The organism is Streptomyces fructofermentans (assembly GCF_014651055.1).
GTDB classification, from domain to species: Bacteria; Actinomycetota; Actinomycetes; order Streptomycetales; family Streptomycetaceae; genus Streptomyces; species Streptomyces fructofermentans.
The window spans coordinates 9637-29792 of sequence record NZ_BMWD01000016.1; the positions used below are offsets into that span (position 1 = coordinate 9637).

At 73.3% G+C, this 20156-nt stretch carries 12 protein-coding genes; 6 read left to right on the forward strand and 6 right to left on the reverse strand.

Going from position 1 to position 20156, the window contains the following annotated elements; genetic code table 11:
- Positions 1-360: 360 nt before the first annotated feature.
- The 6 genes from IE265_RS21605 to glgX form a co-directional block, all read right to left on the reverse strand.
- Positions 361-2427 carry a M4 family metallopeptidase gene (locus tag IE265_RS21605; protein ID WP_190037308.1) on the reverse strand — a complete coding sequence of 689 codons (2067 nt, stop codon included), beginning with the start codon at positions 2425-2427 and terminating at the stop codon, positions 361-363.
- 595 nt (positions 2428-3022) lie between these two features.
- Positions 3023-4816 (reverse strand): ABC transporter ATP-binding protein, encoded by a 1794-nt coding sequence (locus tag IE265_RS21610; RefSeq protein WP_229916377.1) that lies wholly within the window; start codon positions 4814-4816, stop codon positions 3023-3025.
- Positions 4813-6549, reverse strand: a complete 1737-nt coding sequence (locus IE265_RS21615) for an ABC transporter transmembrane domain-containing protein (RefSeq protein ID WP_190037309.1) — start codon at positions 6547-6549, stop codon at positions 4813-4815. Before IE265_RS21615 ends, IE265_RS21610 begins: the two co-directional genes overlap by 4 nt.
- 89 nt (positions 6550-6638) lie before the next feature.
- Positions 6639-8495 carry an ABC transporter ATP-binding protein gene (locus tag IE265_RS21620; RefSeq protein ID WP_190037310.1) on the reverse strand — a complete coding sequence of 619 codons (1857 nt, stop codon included), beginning with the start codon at positions 8493-8495 and terminating at the stop codon, positions 6639-6641.
- Positions 8492-10795 carry an ABC transporter ATP-binding protein gene (locus tag IE265_RS21625; protein ID WP_190037311.1) on the reverse strand — a complete coding sequence of 768 codons (2304 nt, stop codon included), beginning with the start codon at positions 10793-10795 and terminating at the stop codon, positions 8492-8494. The genes IE265_RS21620 and IE265_RS21625 overlap by 4 nt, the downstream gene beginning before the upstream one ends.
- A gap of 175 nt (positions 10796-10970) precedes the next feature.
- Positions 10971-13223 (reverse strand): glycogen debranching protein GlgX, encoded by a 2253-nt coding sequence (gene glgX, locus IE265_RS21630; RefSeq protein WP_190037312.1) that lies wholly within the window; start codon positions 13221-13223, stop codon positions 10971-10973.
- A 153-nt stretch (positions 13224-13376) separates the two neighbouring features.
- Here glgX and IE265_RS21635 point away from each other — a divergent pair, with 153 nt between their 5' ends.
- From IE265_RS21635 to IE265_RS21660, 6 genes are all read left to right on the forward strand, one after another.
- Entirely contained in the window at positions 13377-14609 is a 1233-nt protein-coding gene (locus IE265_RS21635; protein WP_190037313.1) for a L,D-transpeptidase, read from the forward strand.
- 181 nt (positions 14610-14790) lie between these two features.
- Positions 14791-16038, forward strand: a complete 1248-nt coding sequence (locus IE265_RS21640) for a L,D-transpeptidase (RefSeq protein WP_190037314.1) — start codon at positions 14791-14793, stop codon at positions 16036-16038.
- Positions 16039-16142: 104 nt separating this feature from the next.
- Positions 16143-16910 carry an enoyl-CoA hydratase/isomerase family protein gene (locus IE265_RS21645; protein WP_190037315.1) on the forward strand — a complete coding sequence of 256 codons (768 nt, stop codon included), beginning with the start codon at positions 16143-16145 and terminating at the stop codon, positions 16908-16910.
- Positions 16911-17420: 510 nt separating this feature from the next.
- Positions 17421-17924 (forward strand): ATP-binding protein, encoded by a 504-nt coding sequence (locus IE265_RS21650; RefSeq protein WP_190037316.1) that lies wholly within the window; start codon positions 17421-17423, stop codon positions 17922-17924.
- A gap of 151 nt (positions 17925-18075) precedes the next feature.
- Positions 18076-18858, forward strand: a complete 783-nt coding sequence (locus IE265_RS21655; RefSeq protein WP_190037317.1) for a polysaccharide deacetylase family protein — start codon at positions 18076-18078, stop codon at positions 18856-18858.
- The gene (locus tag IE265_RS21660; protein ID WP_229916378.1) at positions 18858-20153 is read left to right on the forward strand and encodes a YncE family protein; all 1296 of its coding nucleotides are present in this window, start codon (positions 18858-18860) and stop codon (positions 20151-20153) included. The genes IE265_RS21655 and IE265_RS21660 overlap by 1 nt, the downstream gene beginning before the upstream one ends.
- The last annotated feature ends 3 nt before the right edge of the window (positions 20154-20156 follow it).

Genomic DNA, 20156 nt, shown 5'->3' on the forward strand with positions numbered 1-20156 from the left:
GGGGGGGTGACCGACTGGTATGGGGGACCGGTCGGGCGCGAATGAAGTTGCGGTGCGGGTGTGGCGTGCGAGGTGAACAGTGCCAGTTGAGTCGCGTACATGTCATGAGTGCCAATGAAGGTTGGCCGGAAATCGTCCGGTGCCCGAAGATCCGGGTACGCAATGCGGACTTGATCGCCCGTAAAGCACCGGCAAAAGCGCGGGAAGGGGACGGCAACTCCGTGGTCAAGGCGCGGCAAAAGGGCGCCGTCCCGGGGGAGTCGAACCCCCCGGGACGGCGCCCGGCCCGCGCCCCGCGTCCCGTGCCCGGTGCGCCGTGTCCGCGCTCGGTGCGCGGATCCGGGCCGGGCACGCGACGGCCTACGGGAAGGTGATCTTCCAGCCGTTGATCCGGCCGACGTCCTGGGCGGCCTGATCCTGGACCTTCAACTGCCATACGCCGTTGGCGACTTCGGAGGAGGCGTTGACGGTGTACGCGTCGGTGACGTTGTCCGCCGAGTCCGAGGAGCTGAAGGGCTTCAGGCGGTAGTTCGTACCGTCAGGCGCCACCAGGTCGACGACCAGGTCACCGCGCCACGTGTGCGTGATGTTGGGCGTGACGACCAGGTTCGAGGGCGCGTTGCCGGTGCGGCCGGTGACGGTGATCGACGAGGTGACCGCCGCGCCGTTGTCCGGAATCGACACCTGGGTGGTGCTCTCGAACGACGTGCCGCCCCCGCCGCCGGGCCGTGAGCCGACGTTGATGCCGGCCCACGCGTTCTGCACCGCCAGGTACTCGGCGCTCGTGGTGCCGTACAGCTCGCCCGCCACCGCGAGCGTTCCGGTGCGCGCCGCCGCGTAGTTGGTCGAGGAGGTGAACTTCGTCGTCAGCGCCTTGAACCAGATCAGCGCGGCCTTCTCGCGGCCGATGCCGGTGACCGGCAGGCCGTCGGAGGTCGGCGAGTCGTACGAGACGCCGTTGACCGTCTTCGCGCCGCTGCCCTCGCTCAGCAGGTAGAAGAAGTGGTTGGCCGGGCCCGAGGAGTAGTGCACGTCGATCGAGCCGATGCCCGAGTACCAGGCGTCCTTGGACGAGCCGTCCCTGCTCGGCTTGTCCATGTAGCGCAGCGGGGTCCCGTTGCCGTTGATGTTGATCTTCTCGCCGACCAGGTAGTCGCCGACGTCGGAGGAGTTGCCCGCGTAGAACTCGACGGCCGCCGCGAAGATGTCGGAGGTCGCCTCGTTGAGGCCGCCCGACTCACCGCTGTAGACGAGGCCCGCCGTGTTCGAGGTGACGCCGTGCGTCATCTCGTGCGCGGCCACGTCGATGGAGGTCAGCGGCTTCGTGTTGCCCGAGCCGTCGCCGTACGTCATGCAGAAGCAGGAGTCCTGCCAGAAGGCGTTGACGTAGTTGTTGCCGTAGTGGACGCGGGAGTACGCGCCGACCCCGTCACCGCGGATGCCGTTGCGGCCCTGCACGTTCTTGTAGTAGTCCCAGGTCAGCGCCGCCCCGTAGTGCGCGTCGGCGCCCGCCGTCTCCAGGTTGGACGCGGTGCCGTTGCCCCACACGTCGTCGGTGCCGGAGAAGAGCGTGCCGGTGCCCGAGCTGCCGCGGTTCAGGTTGTACGTCCTGTGGTTGCCGCGGGCCGTGTCGGAGAGCGTGTAGTTCGAGCCCGACTGGGCGGTCCCGAGGGTCACCGAGCCGCTGTACAGGGTGTTGCCGGTGCCCGTCTCGACGCCCTGGTACTCGTAGAGCTTCTTGCCGGTGGCGGCGTCCGTGACGACGTGCAGCTCGTTCGGGGTGCCGTCGTGCTGGAGCCCTCCGACGACCGTCTCGTAGGCGAGGGTCGGCGTGCCGCTCGCCGCCCAGACCACCTTGCGCGCCCGGTCCGCCTCCGTGCGCTTCGACCCCTCGGCCGCGGCGGCCCTCAGGGCCTGCTTCTCGGCGGTCGCGGGCTTCACCGCGGCGCTGGTGGTGAGGTTGTCCAGCTTGGCGCGGACCGCGCGCGTGACGCTCTCGGTCCGCCCGGAGGCGGCCGTCTCGACGACCAGGTCGCCGCCGAGGACCGGGAGTCCGGCGTACGTGCGCTCGTACCGGGTGTGGACCGTGCCGTCCGCGTCCTTGACGACGTCCCGGACGACGAGCTTCTCCCGGGAGCCCAGGCCCAGTTCCCTGGCGGTGTCCGCCTTGGCCGAGTCGGCGTCCTGGATCAGCGCGGCGCGCTGCGAGGGGGTGAGCTTGACGGCCAGGGCGCCCTTGTCGAGCTTGCCCGGCGAGGGGGTCGCGTCGGCGGTGGCGGCGCCCGTCTGGACCGCCGCGGCGAGCAGGGCGGCGACGGCGACGAGCGCGCCGGCGGCTGCCTTGTGCCGGGTGGAGCGGGAGGTGAAGGCCGGCTGTGAGGTGCCTGCGGTGTGCGAGGTGCGTCTGTGGGAGGTGCGTCTCAACACGGACTCCTTCTGCGTGGCCGCGGAGTGCGCGGCCAGGGGGGACCGGACGGGCGGGACCCGTCCGGGCAGAACAAGGCGGAACGCAGAACCACTTGCATGGGGCACGTGCGGGCGTGCGTGGGGGTCACCGCGCAGCAGCTGTGAGGTTGCTGTGGAGCGGCCCTGGGAAGAGTCGCAGGAGATGGGCTGATCTGTCAGGTGCGCATCAAGACTTTGGCCGGAAACGGTTCGTTGTCCGGGGAGCCGTGTTCGGTATACGGATGCATTGGACGACGGCGGTTCGGGGACGTGGCGCCCATGCCGGTGGCGGTGGCGGTGGCGGTGGCGGTGCCGGTGCTGGTGCCCGCGCCCGCGCCGGTGTCCGCCCCGTGGGGCCCGCGCCGGTGTCCGCCCCGTGGTGCCCGCGCCCGCGCCGGTGGCGCCCGGCGGGGGAGCCCGCGTCCGCGCCCGTGCCGCCGCGCGGTCGAGGCCGTACCGGCGTCCGCGCCCGTGCCGCCGCGCGACGGGGGCCGTACCGGGCGTCCGTGCCCGTGGCGGGCGCGGGGTGGCGCGGGCGTGCGCCGGGTGCTGCCCGCCCGCACGGCGGGGGCGTCGGTCAGGAGGCGTTCGGGTCCTCGCCGTGCCACGAGTGCCAGAGCGCCGCGTACGCCCCGCCCGCCGCCACCAGGCTCTCGTGGCTGCCCAGTTCGGTCAGTACGCCGTCCTCCATGACGGCCACCCGGTCCGCGTCGTGCGCGGTGTGCAGCCGGTGCGCGACGGCGATGACAGTGCGCCCTTCGAGGACGGCGGCCAGCGCGCGCTCCGCGTGGCGGGCGGTCGCCGGGTCCAGCAGGGCCGTCGCCTCGTCGAGGATCAGCGTGTGCGGATCGGCCAGCACGACCCGGGCCAGGGCCAGTTGCTGCGCCCGCGAGCCGTCCGCGAGGGAGACGCCCGGGGGCTGCCCGGGACCCTGGGCCAGGGGAACCCCGGACGGGCGCAGTTCGGTGTCCAGGCCGCCCGGCAGCCCGCGCACCCACTCGTCGGCGCCGACGGCCGCCAGGGCCGACCACACCAGGGCGTCCGTGGCGGACGGATCGGCGATCAGCAGGTTGTCGCGGACCGTGCCCAGGAACACGTGGTGCTCCTGCGTGACGAGGACGACCTGCCGCCGCAGCTCCTCGGGGCCCAGCGACGCGATCGGCACCCCGCCCACGGTCACCGAGCCCGAACGGGGCTCGTCGACGCCGGCGAGGAGCCGGCCGAGCGTGCTCTTGCCCGCGCCCGACGGGCCGACGAGGGCGAGCCGTTCACCGGGCCGGACCGTCAGGTCGACCCCGCGCAGCACATCGCCCCCGCGGTCGTACGCGTACCGCGCCCCCGACACGTCGATGCGGTCGTCCGCCGGGACCGGCGACCGCGCAGGGACGGCCCGGGGCGCCCGGCCCAGCCCCTCCACCCGCGCGAACGAGGCTCCGCTGGCCTGGAGTTGCTCGGTCCAGGACAGCACGGCGTCGAGCGGCGACTCCAGTTGCCGCAGGTACAGGGCCGCCGCCACCACCACGCCGAGACTCAGCGAGCCCCGCGCGTGCAGCGCGCCCCCCACCAGCACCACGACGACCACGGGCAGGACGTACGAGACCTCCACGGGCGGGAAGAAGACGCTCCGCAGGTACAGCGTGCGCAGACGCGCGCGGCGGGACGTCTCCAGCGCGTCGCGGCTCACCGCCACCCGCTGCCCGGCCAGCCGGAACGCCTCGACCGTGCGCGCGCCCGACACCGTCGCCGCGAGGATCTCCGCGACCTCCGAATTGGCCTCGCCCTCGGCGAGATAGGCCGTGCGGGCGCGCCGCAGGTACCAGCGCAGCGCGAACCAGATGCCGGTCTGCGCGAGCAGCGCGCAGACACCGAGCAACGGATCGAGGGCGAAGACCGCGCCGACGATGAACAGGCACTGGATCGAGGAGATCAGCAGCTCGGGCCCGGCGTCGCGCAGCGTGGCGCCGACCGCGCCGACGTCGGCGGTGCCGCGGGCGGTCAGATCGCCCGCCCCCGCCCGCTCCACCTCCGAGGCGGGCAGGGCCAGCGCCCGGTCGACGAACTCCTCCCGCACCCGTGCCAGCGTCCGCTCGCCGAACCGGTGGCCCACGTAGCGGGCCCAGCGCGACAGCAGCAACTGGACCAGCGCGGCCGCCACGATGGCCGACGCCAGCCGGTCCACCACGCCGACCCCCGCACCCGCCCGCACCTCGTCGACGATCCGGCCCAGCAGCCAGGGCGCCACGAGGCCCGCCCCGGCGGCGAGGCCGTTGAGGACCAGCACGGCGGCGAAGGACCCGGCGTCGGCGCGGATCAGCCGGACCGCCGCCGCGCGCACCTCGGCCGGTCCGGCCACCGGCAGTCGGGCGCTCACCGCAGCGCCCGCGCGGTGTCCTGGGCGTCGAGGTCGTCCGCGTCCCGTGCCACCAGGGCCCGGTACCGCGGTTCCTCGGCGAGCAGCCGCCGGTGGCTGCCCACCGCCGCGACCCTGCCGTCCACCAGGTGGTACACCGTGTCCGCCCGGTCGAGGACCAGCGGCGAGGTGCTGGTGAGGACGGTCGTACGGTCCCCGCGCGCGGCGCGCAGCCGGTCCGCGACCGCGGCCTCGGTGTGCGCGTCCAGGGCCGACGTCGGTTCCTGGGCCATCAGCACCTCGGGGTCGGCGAGCAGGGCCCGGACCAGCCGCACGCGCTGGCGCTGACCGCCGGAGAGGCTGCGGCCCTGCGCGTCGACCGGCGAGTCCAGCCCGTCCTCCAGCCCGGTGACGATGTCGTCGGCGACGGCCGCGCGCACGGCCCGCGCGATCTCCGAGCCGGTGCGTTCGCGCCGCCCGGAGACCATGTCGCGCAGGGACCCGGCGAACAGGTCGGCGTCGTGGTCGGCGACGAGCACGCGGTCGCGCACCTGGGCCAGGGCGATCGCGTCGAGGCGCACGCCTCCCCAGGTCGCCGCCGAGGGCGAGTACCCGCCGAGCCGGTCGAGCACGGCCGCCGCGTCGGCCGAGCGCGCGCAGGCCAGCACGGTCAGCCGGCCCGGCTCCACCCGCACCCCGGACTCCGGATCGTGCAGGACCGCGGGGGCGGCGGGGGCGTCCAGACCCGCGGAGGTGTCGGCGGTCGCGGGCTCCAGGTCCAGGAACCCGACCACCCGCCGCGCGGCCACCAGCGCGCGGCTGATCTGGAAGCCGCACTCGATGAGGAAGGCCACCGGCACGGTGAGGACCGCCGCGTAGCCGTACACCGAGACCAGTTCGCCCACGGTGATGTCCCCCCGGGCGGCCAGCCGGGCCGCGAGCCAGGTCACCAGGGCGAGGAAGAGCGCCGGCACACCGACGCCGAGCGCCTGGATCCAGCTCGTGACCGCCCCGACCCGGTACCCCTGCTCCCGCAGCAGGTGCGAGTCGCGCCGGAAGCCGTCGGCGAACAGCCCCTTGCCGCCCAGCCCGTTGAGGACCCGCAGGCCGCCCGCGAGGTCGCCGATCCGGGCGGTGAGCACGCCCTGCCGCTCGCGGTACGCCGTCTCCGCGCCCTGCAGCCTCCCCATCAGCGGCCCCACGAGCAGGGCGATGGCCGGCACGCCGAGCAGGAGCACCGCGGCGAGCAGGGGCGACACCGACAGCAGCAGGGACGCCACCACGCTGTACGACACGAGCGCCCCGACACCCGGTCCGACGACGGTCAGGGACTGCCCGATCGTCGTCACGTCCCCCACGCCGATCGTCACGACCTCGCCGGCCCCGACCTGGCGCGGCAGGTCGGCGCCCAGTCGCACGGCCTGCCCCACGACGACCTTCACCGTACGGAAGTTGCCGTCCATCCGGACCCGGGTCATGGTGCGGTGCCGCATGATGCTCACCCAGGAGTTGAGCACGCCGACGCCGAGCAGCGCGGCGGACCAGCCGGCCAGCGCGGCCCCGTCGCCGGTCTGGAGACCGTCGTCGATCGCCCGGGAGAGCAGGTACGGCGAGAGCGCCATCAGCGTGGTCCAGGCGCTGCCGAGCAGCGCGCCCGCCACGGCCCGCCCCGGCTGCCGGCACACCAGCCACCACAGGTAGCGGGCCGCCCCGCGCCGGTCCGGGGTGCCTGGATCCTCGTACGCGTCGACCATCCGCCCCTCGCTCCCCGCGGCACCCCCCGGGGGCCCCGCCGTGCTCGAATGCCCCGGCCCGCCGCGCGTCCCGCGGCGGGCCGCCTCCGTCATGCCAGGCTGTCCCGCCACGCCCGGTGCAGATCGGCGAACCTGCCCGTGCCCGCGACGAGTTCGGCCGGAGTGCCGTCCTCGACGATCCGGCCGTGCTCCATGACCAGGACCCGGTCGGCGATCTCGACGGTCGACAACCGGTGGGCGATGACGACGGCCGTACGCCCCCGGAGGACCGTGTGCATCGCGCGCTGCACGGCCCGTTCGCCCGGCACGTCCAGCGAACTGGTGGCCTCGTCGAGAATGAGCACCGCCGGATCGGCGAGCAACGCCCGCGCGAACGCCACCAGTTGGCGCTGCCCGGCCGAGATGCGCCCGCCCCGCTTGCGTACGTCCGTGTCGTAGCCGTCCGGCAGGGCGCTGATGAAGTCGTGGGCGCCGATCGCCCGGGCGGCGCGCTCGATGTCCTCACGGGTGGCGTCCGGACGGCCGATGGCGATGTTCTCGGCGACGGTGCCGGAGAACAGGAAGGCCTCCTGCGTCACCATGACCACCCCGCGGCGCAGTTCACGCACCGACAGCTCCCGCAGGTCGACGCCGTCCAGGAGGACCCGGCCGGACGTCGGGTCGTAGAAGCGGGCCAGCAGTTTGGCGAGCGTCGACTTGCCCGCGCCCGTCGAGCCGACCACGGCGACCGTGCGGCCCGCGGGCAGCGTCAGCGAGAAGGACGGGAGAACCTCGCCCCCGGTGCGGTACGCGAAGCGCACGTCGTCGAAGACGACCTCGCGGCCGGGGTGCCGGGAGGCGAGCGCGGGCAGCGCGCGCGGGTCCGCGGGCTCGGGGACCGACGGGACCTGGGCGAGCAGGCCGGCGACCTTCTCCAGCGAGGCGGCCGCCGACTGGTACGAGTTGAGGAACATGCCGAGCCGGTCGATCGGGTCGTACAGCCGCCGCAGGTAGAGGACCGCGGCGGCGAGCACGCCCAGGGCCAGCGTGCCCGACGCCACCCGGTGGGCGCCCCACAGCACGATGCCCGCGACCGCCAGGTTGGCGACCAGCCGGGAGCCCACGACGTAGCGGGCCATCTCCAGCATCGAGTCGCCGTTGATGCGCTCGTGCCGGTGGTTGAGCACGTGGAAGTCGGCGTCGTTGACGGCCTCGCGGCGGAACGCCCGCACCGGCCGGATGCCGTTCATCGTCTCCGCGAACTTCACGATGACGGCGGCGATCGCGGTCGACCGGCGGCTGAAGATCCGCCCGGCGCGGTGCTGGTAGAGGCGGATGAGCAGGTACAGCGGGACGAAGGAGAGCACCGCGACCGCGCCCAGCCCGAGGTCGAGCCAGAGCAGCACGGCCGAGATGTAGACGAAGGACAGGATGACGGTGACGAGTTCCTGGAGCCCCTCGCTGAGCAGTTCGCGCAGCGACTCGACGTCCGTCGTCGAACGGGAGATGAGCCGGCCCGAGGTGTAGCGCTCGTGGAAGTCGATGCTGAGTGCCTGCGCGTGCCGGAAGATCCTGCCGCGCAGGTCCAGCAGGACGTCCTGGTTGACCCGCGCGGACGCCAGGATGAAGCCGCTCTGGAGCGCGCCGGCCGCCGCCGCCGACAGCACGTAGGCGACGGCGACGGCGATCAGCGGGCCGTGGTCGTCCCGGCGGAAGGCGGGTACGGCGCGGTCGATGGCGTACGCCACGAGGAGCGGGCCCGTCTGCACGGCCGCCTGCTGCAGCAGGAGCAGGACCGTCGCGAGGGCGACCCGGGCCCTGAGCGGCGCGAGCAGGGAGCGCAGCAGGGCGGCCGTCGCCCTCGGGGGAGCGGGCAGGGAGTCGCGGTCGAACGGGTCGCCGCCGGAGTGCGGGGGCGCCGGCCGGTCCTCCTCGTCGGTCGGCGCGGTGGTCGTGGGCGCCGTCATCGGCCCGTTCCTTCCGTCGTCGTGTCCTTGGTCCTGCCCGGGCGCGTGCTCGTGCCGTCGGCCGGACCGGTCGCGCCGGTCGCGTCCGGCGTCTCGTCCGGTGCCGTCGGGCCGGCGGCCCGCGGGCGGCGGTCCGACGGCTCCGTATCCGCCTCCGTCGCCCGCTCGGCCGTGTCCGCGGCGCCGGACATCAGCCAGGCGTACTCCGCGTTCGTCCGCAGCAGTTCGTGGTGTGTGCCGACCGCGGTGATCCGGCCCCCGGAGAGCAGGGCCACCCGGTCGGCGAGCAGGACCGTGGAGGGGCGGTGCGCCACCACCAGGGCCGTCGTCCCGGCGAGGACCCGGCGCAGGGCCGCCTCGACCAGGGCCTCGGTGTGCACGTCCAGGGCCGAGAGCGGGTCGTCCAGGACGAGGAACCGGGGGCTGCCGACCACCGCCCGAGCCAGGGCCAGGCGCTGGCGCTGGCCGCCGGAGAGGCTGAGGCCCTGCTCGCCGACCTGGGTGTCCGTGCCGTGGGGCAGGGAGTGCACGAAGTCGGCCTGCGAGACGGCCAGGGCGCGCGCCAGTTCGGCCGCGCCCGCGTGTCCGCCCGCCCCCATGAGCACGTTCTCGCCGACGCTCGCCGAGAACAGGGTGGGCTCCTCGAAGGCGACCGCGACGAGTTCGCGCAGGGTGGCCCGCGGCATCCGGGTGATGTCGACGCCGTCCAGGGTGATGCGGCCCTCCGTGACCTCGTGCAGCCGGGGGACGAGCGCGGTGAGTGTCGTCTTCCCGCTGCCGGTGCCGCCGACGAGCGCCATGGTCTCGCCGGGGCGCACATGGAGGTCGACGAGGTCGAGCACGGGAGCGCTGTCCTCGGGAGCGTCGGGATAGCGGAACCGCACCGCGTCGAACCGGAGCCCGCCGACCACCGGGGCGACCGGGGTCGCCCGGACCACGGCGACCGCCGGGGGCCCTGGGGCGTCCGGGTTCGACGGGATGTCCGTGGCACCGGGGGCGTCCGGGTTCGACGGGGTCGTGCCGGTGGTCGGGGTCGCCGGTGCCGCCGGGGCCGCCGGGGCCTCCCGGGTCTCCGGGACGTCCGGGTTTCCCGGAACCGTCGTGGGTGCCGGGGTCGTGCCGGTGGTCGGGGTCGCCGGGGCCGGTGCCGGGGTCGGCTCGGGGCCCCGCTCCGGGGCCGGGCGCGCCGCGGGTGTCCTCGGCGGTGCCGTGGCGGCACGGGCGGCGGGCAGCGCGCCGGCCGGCACCGCGGTACCGGACTCCGGTTCCGCGTCCATCACCTCGAAGTACCGCTCGGTCGCGGTGGCGGCCTCCTGGCTCATCGCGAGCAGGAAGCCGATCGACTCCACGGGCCAGCGCAGGGCGAGAGCCGTGGACAGGAACGCCACGAGCGTGCCCGCGGACAGCTCCCCGTCGGCCACCTGGACCGTACCGAGCACGAGGGCGGCCCCGACGGCGAGTTCGGGCAGCGTGATGATCGCGGCGAAGATGGCGGCGAGCAGCCGTGCCTTGGCCAGTTCGGTGCCGCGCAGGGTCCGGGAGAGGTCCCGGAAGGCGAGCGCCTGGCTGCGATGCCGCCCGAAGCCCTTGATGATCCGGATGCCGAGCACGCTCTCCTCGACGAGCGTCGTGAGGTCGCCGACCTGGTCCTGCGCCTGCCGCGCCACCTGCGAGTAGCGCTTCTCGAACAGCCAGCAGACGACCATGACGGGCAGCGCGGGGGCGAGCAGCACGAGCCCGAGCGTCCACTCCTGGTCCAGCATGATGACGACGCCGACGACGATGGTCACCGAGTTGACCAGCAGGAACGTCAGCGGGAAGGCGAGGAACATCCGGACCAGCATCAGATCCGTCGTGCCCCGCGACAGCAACTGGCCCGAGGGCCAGCGGTCGTGGAAGGCGACGGGCAGCCGCTGGAGGTGCCGGTAGAGGCCCGCCCGCATCGACGCCTCCACCCCGGCCAGCGGCCGGGCCACCAGCCACCGCCGCAGTCCGAAGAGCACGGCCTCGGCGCAGCCGAGCAGCAGCAGGTACAGCGCCCCGAGCCACACCCCGCCGGTGTCCCGGTCTGCCACCGGACCGTCGACGATCCACTTCAGTACGAGCGGGATCACCAGTCCCGTGCACGACGCGACGACCGCGACGACGGCCGCGGTGAGCAGCCGGGCGCGCACGGGCCGCACGTACGGCCACAGGCGCAGCAGGCTGCGGACGGCCGAGCGGTTCCGGGGCGGATCGCCGGTCGGCCCGTCGGAGCGTTCTTCGGCAGGTGTCGACGGAGGTGTGGGTGTAGTGGGCATCAGTGGCGAGCCTACGGTTCACCACTGACACGGCCCACCGAGTTTTGGCCGTACCCGCCGTCCCGCGCGGCCGTCCCGCACCTTCCCGTCCCGCACCCCGCGCCCCGAACCCCCCGTCCCGCTGCCGTCCCGCACCCCGCGCCCCGAACCCCCCGTCCCGTCCCGCGCCGCCCGGTCAGCGCACCCGCAGCAGCAGCACGGACCGGGCCGGCACCGTCACCGTCGTGCCCGCCGCGTGCACCACCCCCGGCGCCTCCTCCTGCTCCTCCCGCGAGGTGTCGACCACGACCTCGTACGCCTCGGCCCAGGGCGTTCCGGGCAGTACGAAGCCCGTCGCACGGTCGCCCGCGTGCAGCACGGCCAGAAAGCTGTCGTCCGTGACCGGGACGCCCCGCGCGTCGCGGCCCGGGATGTCCCGCCCCGACAGGTACATCCCGAGCGTGCCCGCCGGCGCGTACCAGTCCCCCTCCGTCATCTCGGTGCCCCGGGCGGTGAACCACGCCAGGTCCCGGAGCCCGTCGGCGGAGTGCGCCCGCCCGGAGAAGAAGGCGCGGCGGCGCAGCACGGGATGCCTGTGCCGCAGCCTGATCAGACGGGCCGTCAGGTCGAACAGCGCCCGCCAGCCCGGGTCGTCCAGCAGGCTCCAGTCCAGCCAACTGATCTCGTTGTCCTGGCAGTAGGCGTTGTTGTTGCCCCCCTGGGTGCGCCCGAGCTCGTCCCCGGCGACCAGCATCGGCACCCCCGTGGACAGCAGCAGGGTGGTGAGCAGGTTCCGCAGCTGCCGCCGCCGCAGGCGCTGGACCCGGTCGTCCTGCGTGCCGCCCTCGGCGCCGCAGTTCCACGCCCGGTTGTCGTCGGTGCCGTCCCGGTTGCCCTCGCCGTTGGCCTCGTTGTGCTTGTGCTCGTACGACACCAGGTCCCGCAGGGTGAAGCCGTCGTGGGCCGTCACGAAGTTCACCGAGGCGTACGGCCGGCGCCCGCCCCACGCGTACAGGTCGCTGGACCCGGACAGCCGGTAGCCGAGATCCCGCACATCGGGCAGCGCGCCGCGCCAGTAGTCCCGTACGGCGTTGCGGTAGCGGTCGTTCCACTCGGTCCACAGGGGCGGGAAGGCCCCCACCTGGTAGCCCCCCGAGCCCACGTCCCACGGCTCGGCGATCAGTTTCACGCGCCGCAGCACCGGGTCCTGGGCGATCACCGCGAGGAACGGGGACAGCATGTCGACGTCGTGCATCGACCGTGCCAGCGCCGCCGCCAGGTCGAACCGGAAGCCGTCCACCCCCATCTCCGTCACCCAGTACCGCAGCGAGTCGGTGATCAGCCGCAGCACGTGCGGCTGGACCACGTGCAGGGTGTTGCCGCAGCCCGTGTAGTCCGCGTACCGCCGCGCGTCGCCCTGGAGCCGGTAGTAGCCGCGGTTGTCGATGCCCCGCAGTGACAGCATCGGGCCCAGCTCGCCCGCCTCGGCCGTGTGGTTGTAGACCACGTCGAGGACGACCTCGATCCCCGCGGCGTGCAGGGCGCGCACCATGCGCTTGAACTCGCCCACCTGCTGCCCGGTGGTCCCCGAGGCGGCGTATCCGGCGTGCGGGGCGAAGTAGCCGATCGAGTTGTAGCCCCAGTAGTTGCGCATCCCCCGGCGCAGCAGGTGGTCCTCGTGCGCGAACTGGTGCACCGGCAGCAGCTCGACCGCGGTCACCCCGAGCCGGGTCAGGTGCTCGATCGCCGCGGGGTGCGCCAGTCCCGCGTACGTGCCGCGCAGCTCCTCGGGGATGTCCGGATGCAGTTTCGTGAACCCCCGTACGTGCAGCTCGTAGATCACCGAGTCGGCCCAGGGCGTCTTCGGGCGGCGGTCGTCCGACCAGTCGTCGTCGTCGTGGACGACGACGCCCTTGGGGACGTGCGGCGCGGAGTCCCGGTCGTCGCGCACGGTGTCCGCGACATGCTGCTGCGGCCAGTCGCGCACGTGTCCGTACACCTCGGGCGGCAGCCGGAAGTCGCCGTCCACCGCCCGGGCGTACGGGTCCAGCAGGAGCTTCGCCGGGTTCCAGCGCGCCCCGGTCCAGGGGTCCCAGCGCCCGTGCACCCGGAAGCCGTACCGCTGCCCGGGACGCACCCCGGGCACGAAGCCGTGCCAGATCTCGTGGGTCAGTTCGGCCAGCGGCACCCGGGTCTCGGCACCCCCGTCGTCGAAGAGGCACAGCTCGACCGACTCGGCCCCGCCGGCCCACAACGCGAAGTTGGTCCCGGACACCCCGTCGGGCCCGGTGCGAAAGCGCGCCCCGAGGGGGGTCGGCGCACCCGGCCACACGGGGACGGCGGGCGCCGTGCGGGCCCGGCCGTTCAGCACGGGGGAGGGCTGCGCGGGCAGTCCTCCCGCCGGGGCGTGCCCCTCCTGCACTGTCTCCTGCTCGGCTGCGCTCGACACCTCACGGCCTCCTGCGGCTCGGTTGGGACCGATATGAAAGGAGCTCACGGCGTCCCGGCCGCGGCTCCCCTGGCGTCGTCCTCCGTACTGTTCTGCCCACAGCCGGGCTCGCACTCACGTTTCCCCAGGAGGGGGCGCGTCGTTGGGCCCCGTGTGATGGACGCACAGACGCGCGCGCGGCGCGCAGGGGCCGCGCTGGCCGCCGTACTGACATGGGCAGGGCTGCTGGCCGGGGCCGTGGGATGCACCTCGCACGGGGTGGACGGGATGCTCGGCAAGGCCCGGTCGCCCGAGGACACGATCAGTGTCTCGCCGGACGACGGCAGCAAGGCCGTGCGCCCCGGCGCTGGGCTGTCCGTGCGGGTGCGCTCCGGGCGCCTGGAGTCGGTCGAGGTCGTCCGCTCGCAGGACGCCCAGGACTCCCGGGTGCCCGGCCGTATCGACCCGGACGGCATGACCTGGCGCCCCGACGACCCCCGGCTGTCGCTGGCCGCCAAGTACTCGGTGGACACGGTCGCGCTCGACGGGCACGGCAGGCGGGTGGCACGGCACACGACGTTCACGACGTTCGTCCCCGACGAGCGGTTCATCGCGTACGTCATGCCCGAGAACCGCTCCACGGTCGGCACCGGGATGATCGTCTCGCTGGAGTTCAACCGCGGGATCGCGAACCGCGCCGCCGTCGAGCGCGCGATCAGGGTGACCTCCAGCCCGCGGACGGAGATCGCGCCGCACTGGTTCGGCGACGGCCGGCTGGACTTCCGGCCCGAGACGTACTGGAAACCCGGTACGAAGGTGACCGTCGCGCTGCGCCTGCGGGACGTGAAGGCGGCCCCCGGCGTCTACGGACTCCAGCACAGGACGGTCTCCTTCACGGTCGGGCGCAGCCAGATCAGCGTGGTCGACGCCGCCGCCCACACCATGGAGGTGCGCCGCGCGGGCGAGCTCCTCGCCACCGTGCCGATCACGGCGGGCGCCCCGAAGAGCACGACCTACAACGGGAAGATGGTCGTCTCCGAGATGCTGGAGGTGACCCGGATGAACGGCGCCACGGTCGGCTTCAAGAAGGCCGACGGCAAGGGCGAGTACGACATCCCGGACGTCCCGCACGCCATGCGCCTCACGACGTCGGGCACCTTCCTGCACGGCAACTACTGGGCCGAGGGCGTGTTCGGCACCGCCAACGTCAGCCACGGATGCGTGGGGCTGCGGGACGTCAAGGGCGGCAGTTCCGCGTCCCCCGCGGGCTGGTTCTTCGATCGCAGTCTCATCGGTGACGTCGTCGAGGTCGTCAACAGCAAGGACAAGAAGGTCGCTCCCGACAACGGCCTGGGCGGCTGGAACATGAACTGGAAGGAGTGGAAGGCGGGCTCCGCGGTGAAGTAGGCCCGGCAGGGGGGTAGTCGCACGGTGGAGGCCGACAGCACTGCGAGCGGTCCAAGTTGGGACTGAACAGTGACAATCCCGGGAGGCCATCACTCCGGGTCGTGTGATTAATTAACGCGACACGCGCGTGGGACGCGCCGGAGTGCGGGCCTCATCGAGGCCGTGCGAGGGGAGAAAGAACGTGAACGGGCGACCGATATCGGGGCCGTCGGTTGGCGCGCGGACGCGGAGTGGCAAAGGGGTCCTGGCACTGCTGCTGGGCGTACTGCTGCTCGTCGTGACCGCATGCGGCGGGGGAGGGGACTCGGATTCCGGGTCCGGTGCGGGAAAGGGCAAGGACAAGGATTCGAGCCGGACGGACACCAAGGTCTCGCAGGCGGTCGTGACCATAGCCCCGAAGAACGGGGCCGACGCCGTCAGGACCAGCGGCGCGCTGAAGGTGACGGCGGCCAAGGGCAAGCTGACCGAGGTCACCGTCAAGGACAACGAGGGCAACGCCGTCGAGGGTGAGATCACCGACGGGGGCAGGAGCTGGACGCCGGCCACGCACCTCGCGGCGGCCACCGAGTACAAGGTGCACGCGGTGGCCAAGGACACCGCGGGCCGGCAGGCCGCGGAGGAGTCCGCGTTCACCACGCTGACTCCGAAGAACACCTTCGTCGGGACGTTCACCCCGGAGGACGGGTCCAAGGTCGGTGTGGGCATGCCGTTCTCGGTCCGCTTCACGCGGGGCATCACGCACCCCGACGACGTCGAGAAGGCGATAACCGTCAAGACCGAGCCCGCCGTCGACGTCCAGGGCCACTGGTTCGGCAACGACCGTCTCGACTTCCGGCCCGAGGAGTACTGGGCGGCCGGTACGAAGGTCACGGTCTCCCTCAACCTCGACGGCGTCGAGGGACGGCCCGGGGTGTACGGCAAGCAGGCCAAGACCGTGAAGTTCACGATAGGCCGCAGCCAGGTCTCCACCGTGGACGTCAAGACCAAGAAGATGACGGTCGAGCGGGACGGCAAGGTCATCAAGACCATTCCGGTGACGACGGGCAAGCCCGGCTACGACACCTGGAACGGCCGGATGGTCATCACCGAGCGCCTCAAGGTGACGCGCATGAACGGCGAGACGGTCGGCTACGGCGGCGAGTACGACATCAAGGACGTGCCGCACGCCATGCGCCTGACCACGTCGGGCACCTTCATCCACGGCAACTACTGGGGTGGCGGGGCCTTCGGCAACTACAACGCCAGCCACGGCTGCATCGGGCTGCGCGACGTGCGCGGCGGCTACGACGGCAAGGTCGCGGCGGCCTGGTTCTTCAACCGCTCGATGGTCGGGGACGTGGTGGTCGTGAAGAACTCCAACGACCGGACCGTGGACCCGGACAACGGGCTCAACGGCTGGAACATGTCGTGGGAGAAGTGGACGGCGTGACCCGGACGGGGCACTGACCCCGACCGGCCCGCCGGGCCCCGGTGCGCTCCGCTGTGACGGAGCACACCGGGGCCCGGCGCGTTAGCCCCCGTTAACCTGCTGGCATGACTGTGCATCTCGAAGTCGCCGAAGGTGTCGGCACGATCCGCCTCGACCGTCCGCCCATGAACGCCCTGGACGTCGCCACGCAGGACCGGCTCAAGGAACTCGCCGAGGAGGCCACGCGCCGCGAGGACGTGCGCGCGGTGATCCTCTACGGCGGGGAGAAGGTGTTCGCCGCGGGCGCGGACATCAAGGAGATGCAGGCCATGGACCACGCGGCGATGGTCGTACGGTCCAGGGCCCTGCAGGACTCCTTCACGGCCGTGACCCGCATCCCCAAGCCGGTCGTCGCCGCGGTCACCGGGTACGCCCTGGGCGGCGGGTGCGAGCTGGCGCTGTGCGCCGACTACCGCGTCGCCGCCGACAACGCGAAGCTGGGCCAGCCGGAGATCCTCCTCGGGCTGATCCCGGGGGCGGGCGGCACCCAGCGGCTGTCCCGGCTCATCGGCCCCTCGAAGGCCAAGGACCTCATCTTCACCGGCCGTATGGTCAAGGCCGACGAGGCCCTGGCGCTCGGCCTGGTGGACCGTGTCGTACCGGCCGCCGACGTGTACACCGAGGCGCACGCGTGGGCCGCCCGGCTCGCGCAGGGGCCCGCTCTCGCGCTGCGCGCCGCGAAGGAGTCCGTCGACGCGGGTCTGGAGACGGACATCGAGACCGGCCTCGCCATCGAACGCAACTGGTTCGCGGGGCTGTTCGCCACGGAGGACCGGGAGCGGGGCATGCGGAGCTTCGTCGAGGAGGGGCCGGGCAAGGCGAAGTTCCTCTGAGCGGACGGCGCCGCGCCGACCGCGGGCGCGGTGCGCGCCGACGGTGGCCGCCGGCCGGTGCTCGGCGGCCCGCGGGTGGCGGGCGGCGGGTGACAGGCGGCGGGTGGCGGGCGGCGGGCGGCCCGTGGCCCCGCCGTCCGCGTCCCGTCCGCGTCCCGTCCGCGTCCCGTCCGCGTCCCGTGCGCGGCGGGGCGCGGCGGGGTGCTGCGGGCGTCCGTGCCGCGAAAGTCACCCGTCAAATCCCTTTGATCCACTTGCAGTTGACGCGGTGTCTTACCCGGGACCCCCGAAGGGCGGATTATGCCCGCCTTAAGGGAGCCTTAAGGCCTTCGGGCCGGGGAGCCCGGGCGATTGCCCGCCGTGGGGCCGTTCGCGCAGCTCACATGGGCTGTGCGAACTGCCGAACTGCCTGTGGCATATGCCGATCGGATCGTGCGGAACAGGGCATTCCGGAGGGCGTATTCCTCCGGAACGCCCCCGGACGGGCCCTTCGGCGGCCATGATGGGGGCATGGCGGGGCTGGAGGGTATCGAACAGCCGCGGCGGCACGGCAGTGCGACCGCGGCGCGCTGGTCGCCTGCGGTCGAGGACGAACACGCGCTCAAGGTGCTCGAGTTGTTCGGCAACCCCACCGAGGCGGAGGTCCCGCTCCCGTCCCGTCCGGAGTCGGCGGCCACCGCGCGCCGGCTCGCCCAGGTCGTGGTCCTGCGCCAGTGGGGGCTCTCCCCGAAGATGACCGAGGACGCCGTACTGCTTGTGTCGGAACTCGTCGGCAACGCCGTCCGGCACACCGGGGCGCGGGTCTTCGGCCTCCGGATGCGTCGCCGGCGCGGCTGGATCCGGGTCGAGGTCCGCGACCCCTCCCGCGGGCTCCCGTGCCTCATGCCCGTCCAGGACATGGACATCAGCGGCCGCGGCCTCTTCCTCGTCGACAAGCTCTCCGACCGCTGGGGCGTCGACCTGCTGCCCCGCGGCAAGACGACCTGGTTCGAGATGCGCGTGGCCGACCGCTGAGGCCGCCCCCTCCGGCCCCGCGCCACCGGCTCCGCCCCGCGGCTCCGCGCCCGGTCCCCGCGCGCCGGTGAACTCCCGTTCCGCCCGAGGGGCGACCCGAGCGGCCCGGCCGTCGCATCAATGGCGGCATTCCGGTACGTACCCGCCTTAAATGGGCGGCGTGACCACGACCGACCGCCGCTCCGCCCTCAGGGCCGCCGCGGGCCTGGCCGCCGCGACCGCGCTCACCGGCTGCTCGACGCCCGGCCCCGGCGCGAGCGCTGCCGCACCGCCGCGCGGCGCGTCCCGCGCTCCCTCCGGCACGTCCGCGCCGGCCCCCCGCGCCTTTCCCGGGCAGCCCGTCCAGATCGGCTCCGGACCCCGCACCCGCCCCCGGGTCGCCCTCACCTTCCACGGCCACGGCGACCCGGCCACCGCCCACGCGCTTCTCGACGCGGCGGAGAAGCACGGCGCCCGTGTCACCGTGCTCGCCGTCGGGACCTGGCTCGACGCCCACCCCGCGCTGGCCCGGCGCGTCCTCGACGGCGGCCACGACCTCGGCAACCACACCCAGCGCCATCTGGACATCAACGCGATGCCCGAGGAGCGGGCCTTCGCGGAGATCGACGAGTGCGCCCGCCGGCTGCGGGACCTCACGGGCTCCATCGGCACCTGGTTCCGGCCCTCGCGCGCCGCCCGCGCCTCCCCCCTCGTCGAACGGCTGGCCCGCCGGGCCGGCTACCCGCACGTGCTGTCGTACGACGTCGACTCGCTCGACTTCACCTCGCCCGGGGCACCCGCCGTGACCCGTGCCGTCACCGCCGGAATCCGCAACGGGTCCGTCGTGAGCCTGCACTTCGGCTACACGGACACGGTCGCCGCGTTCCCCTCCCTCCTGCACGCACTAGACCGCCGCGGCCTGCGCGCGGTGACCACGACGGAGCTGCTGAGCTGATGCCGACACCTCGCACCACCCCTGCCACGACGCCGCGCACCGCACCCGCCGCGACACCTCCCGCGGGGCACCGGAGTCCCGCCGCGCGGGCCGTCGGCGCGGCCGCCGTGCTCGCCGCGCTGGCCCTCGCCGGATGCGGCGGCGCGTCCGGCGGCACGACGAAGGGGACCCTCGGCGCGGCCGAGTCCGGTTCCGCGAGCCCCTCCGGCCGCGGGAGTGCCGCCGACTCCGCCCGGTCCGCCGGTCCCGTCGAGCCCGCCGTCCGGGGCCTGCCCGGGATGCCGCCGGTCCTCGACCCGGCCGACGTCTACGCCGCCGACCGCCCCAACAAGCTCTCCCCGGTGGTCAAGGACTTCCCCTCCCGCGTCTACGTCCCCAACACCGAGTCCGACACGGTCACCGTCATCGACCCGAAGACGTACAAGGTGCTGGAGACGATCCGCGTCGGCGTGCAGCCCCAGCACGTCGTCCCCTCCTGGGACCTGAAGACCCTGTGGGTCAACAACAACCGGGGCCACACCCTCACCCCCATCGACCCGAGGACGGGGAAGGCGGGCAAACCCGTCGAGGTGCACGACCCGTACAACCTCTACTTCACCCCGAACGGCAAGTACGCCGTGGTGATGGCCTCCCTCGACCGTGAACTGGTCTTCCGCGACCCGCACACCATGAAGCGCGTCAAGACCGAACCGGTGAGCTGCTACGGCGTCAACCACGCCGACTTCTCGCTCGACGGCCGGTACTTCATCGTCTCCTGCGAGTTCAGCGGCGAACTGCTGAAGGTCGACACGGAGCGGATGAAGGTGGTGGGCCAGCAGAAGCTGCCCTTCGACGGCGCGATGCCGCAGGACGTGAAGATCTCCCCGGACGGCAAGAAGTTCTACATCGCCGACATGATGGCCGACGGCATGTGGGTGCTGGACGGCGACACGTTCGACAGGCCCACCCTGCTGCCCACGGGCAAGGGCACCCACGGCCTCTACGTCGGCCGGGACTCCCGGGAGATGTACGTCTCGAACCGGGGCGAGGGCACCGTCTCCGTCTTCGACTTCACCAAGGACAGGCTCACCAAGAAGTGGCGCCTCCCGGACGGCGGCAGCCCCGACATGGGCGGCGTCTCGGCCGACGGCAAGGTGCTCTGGCTCTCCGGGCGCTACGACTCCGAGGTGTACGCCATCGACACCCGCACCGGCGCCCAGCTCGCCCGCATCCCCGTCGGCAACGGACCGCACGGGCTCGCGGTCTACCCGCAGCCGGGCCGCTACTCGCTCGGCCACACGGGCATCTTCCGCTGACCG

Bases quoted from the DNA above. Each gene is read 5' to 3' on its own strand.
- IE265_RS21615 (WP_190037309.1), bottom strand. From the start codon at position 6,549: ATGGTCGACGCGTACGAGGATCCAGGCACCCCGGACCGGCGCGGGGCG.
- IE265_RS21620 (WP_190037310.1), bottom strand. From the start codon at position 8,495: ATGACGGCGCCCACGACCACCGCGCCGACCGACGAGGAGGACCGGCCG.
- IE265_RS21625 (WP_190037311.1), bottom strand. From the start codon at position 10,795: ATGCCCACTACACCCACACCTCCGTCGACACCTGCCGAAGAACGCTCC.
- IE265_RS21645 (WP_190037315.1), top strand. From the start codon at position 16,143: ATGACTGTGCATCTCGAAGTCGCCGAAGGTGTCGGCACGATCCGCCTC.
- IE265_RS21650 (WP_190037316.1), top strand. From the start codon at position 17,421: ATGGCGGGGCTGGAGGGTATCGAACAGCCGCGGCGGCACGGCAGTGCG.
- IE265_RS21655 (WP_190037317.1), top strand. From the start codon at position 18,076: ATGGGCGGCGTGACCACGACCGACCGCCGCTCCGCCCTCAGGGCCGCC.
- IE265_RS21660 (WP_229916378.1), top strand. From the start codon at position 18,858: ATGCCGACACCTCGCACCACCCCTGCCACGACGCCGCGCACCGCACCC.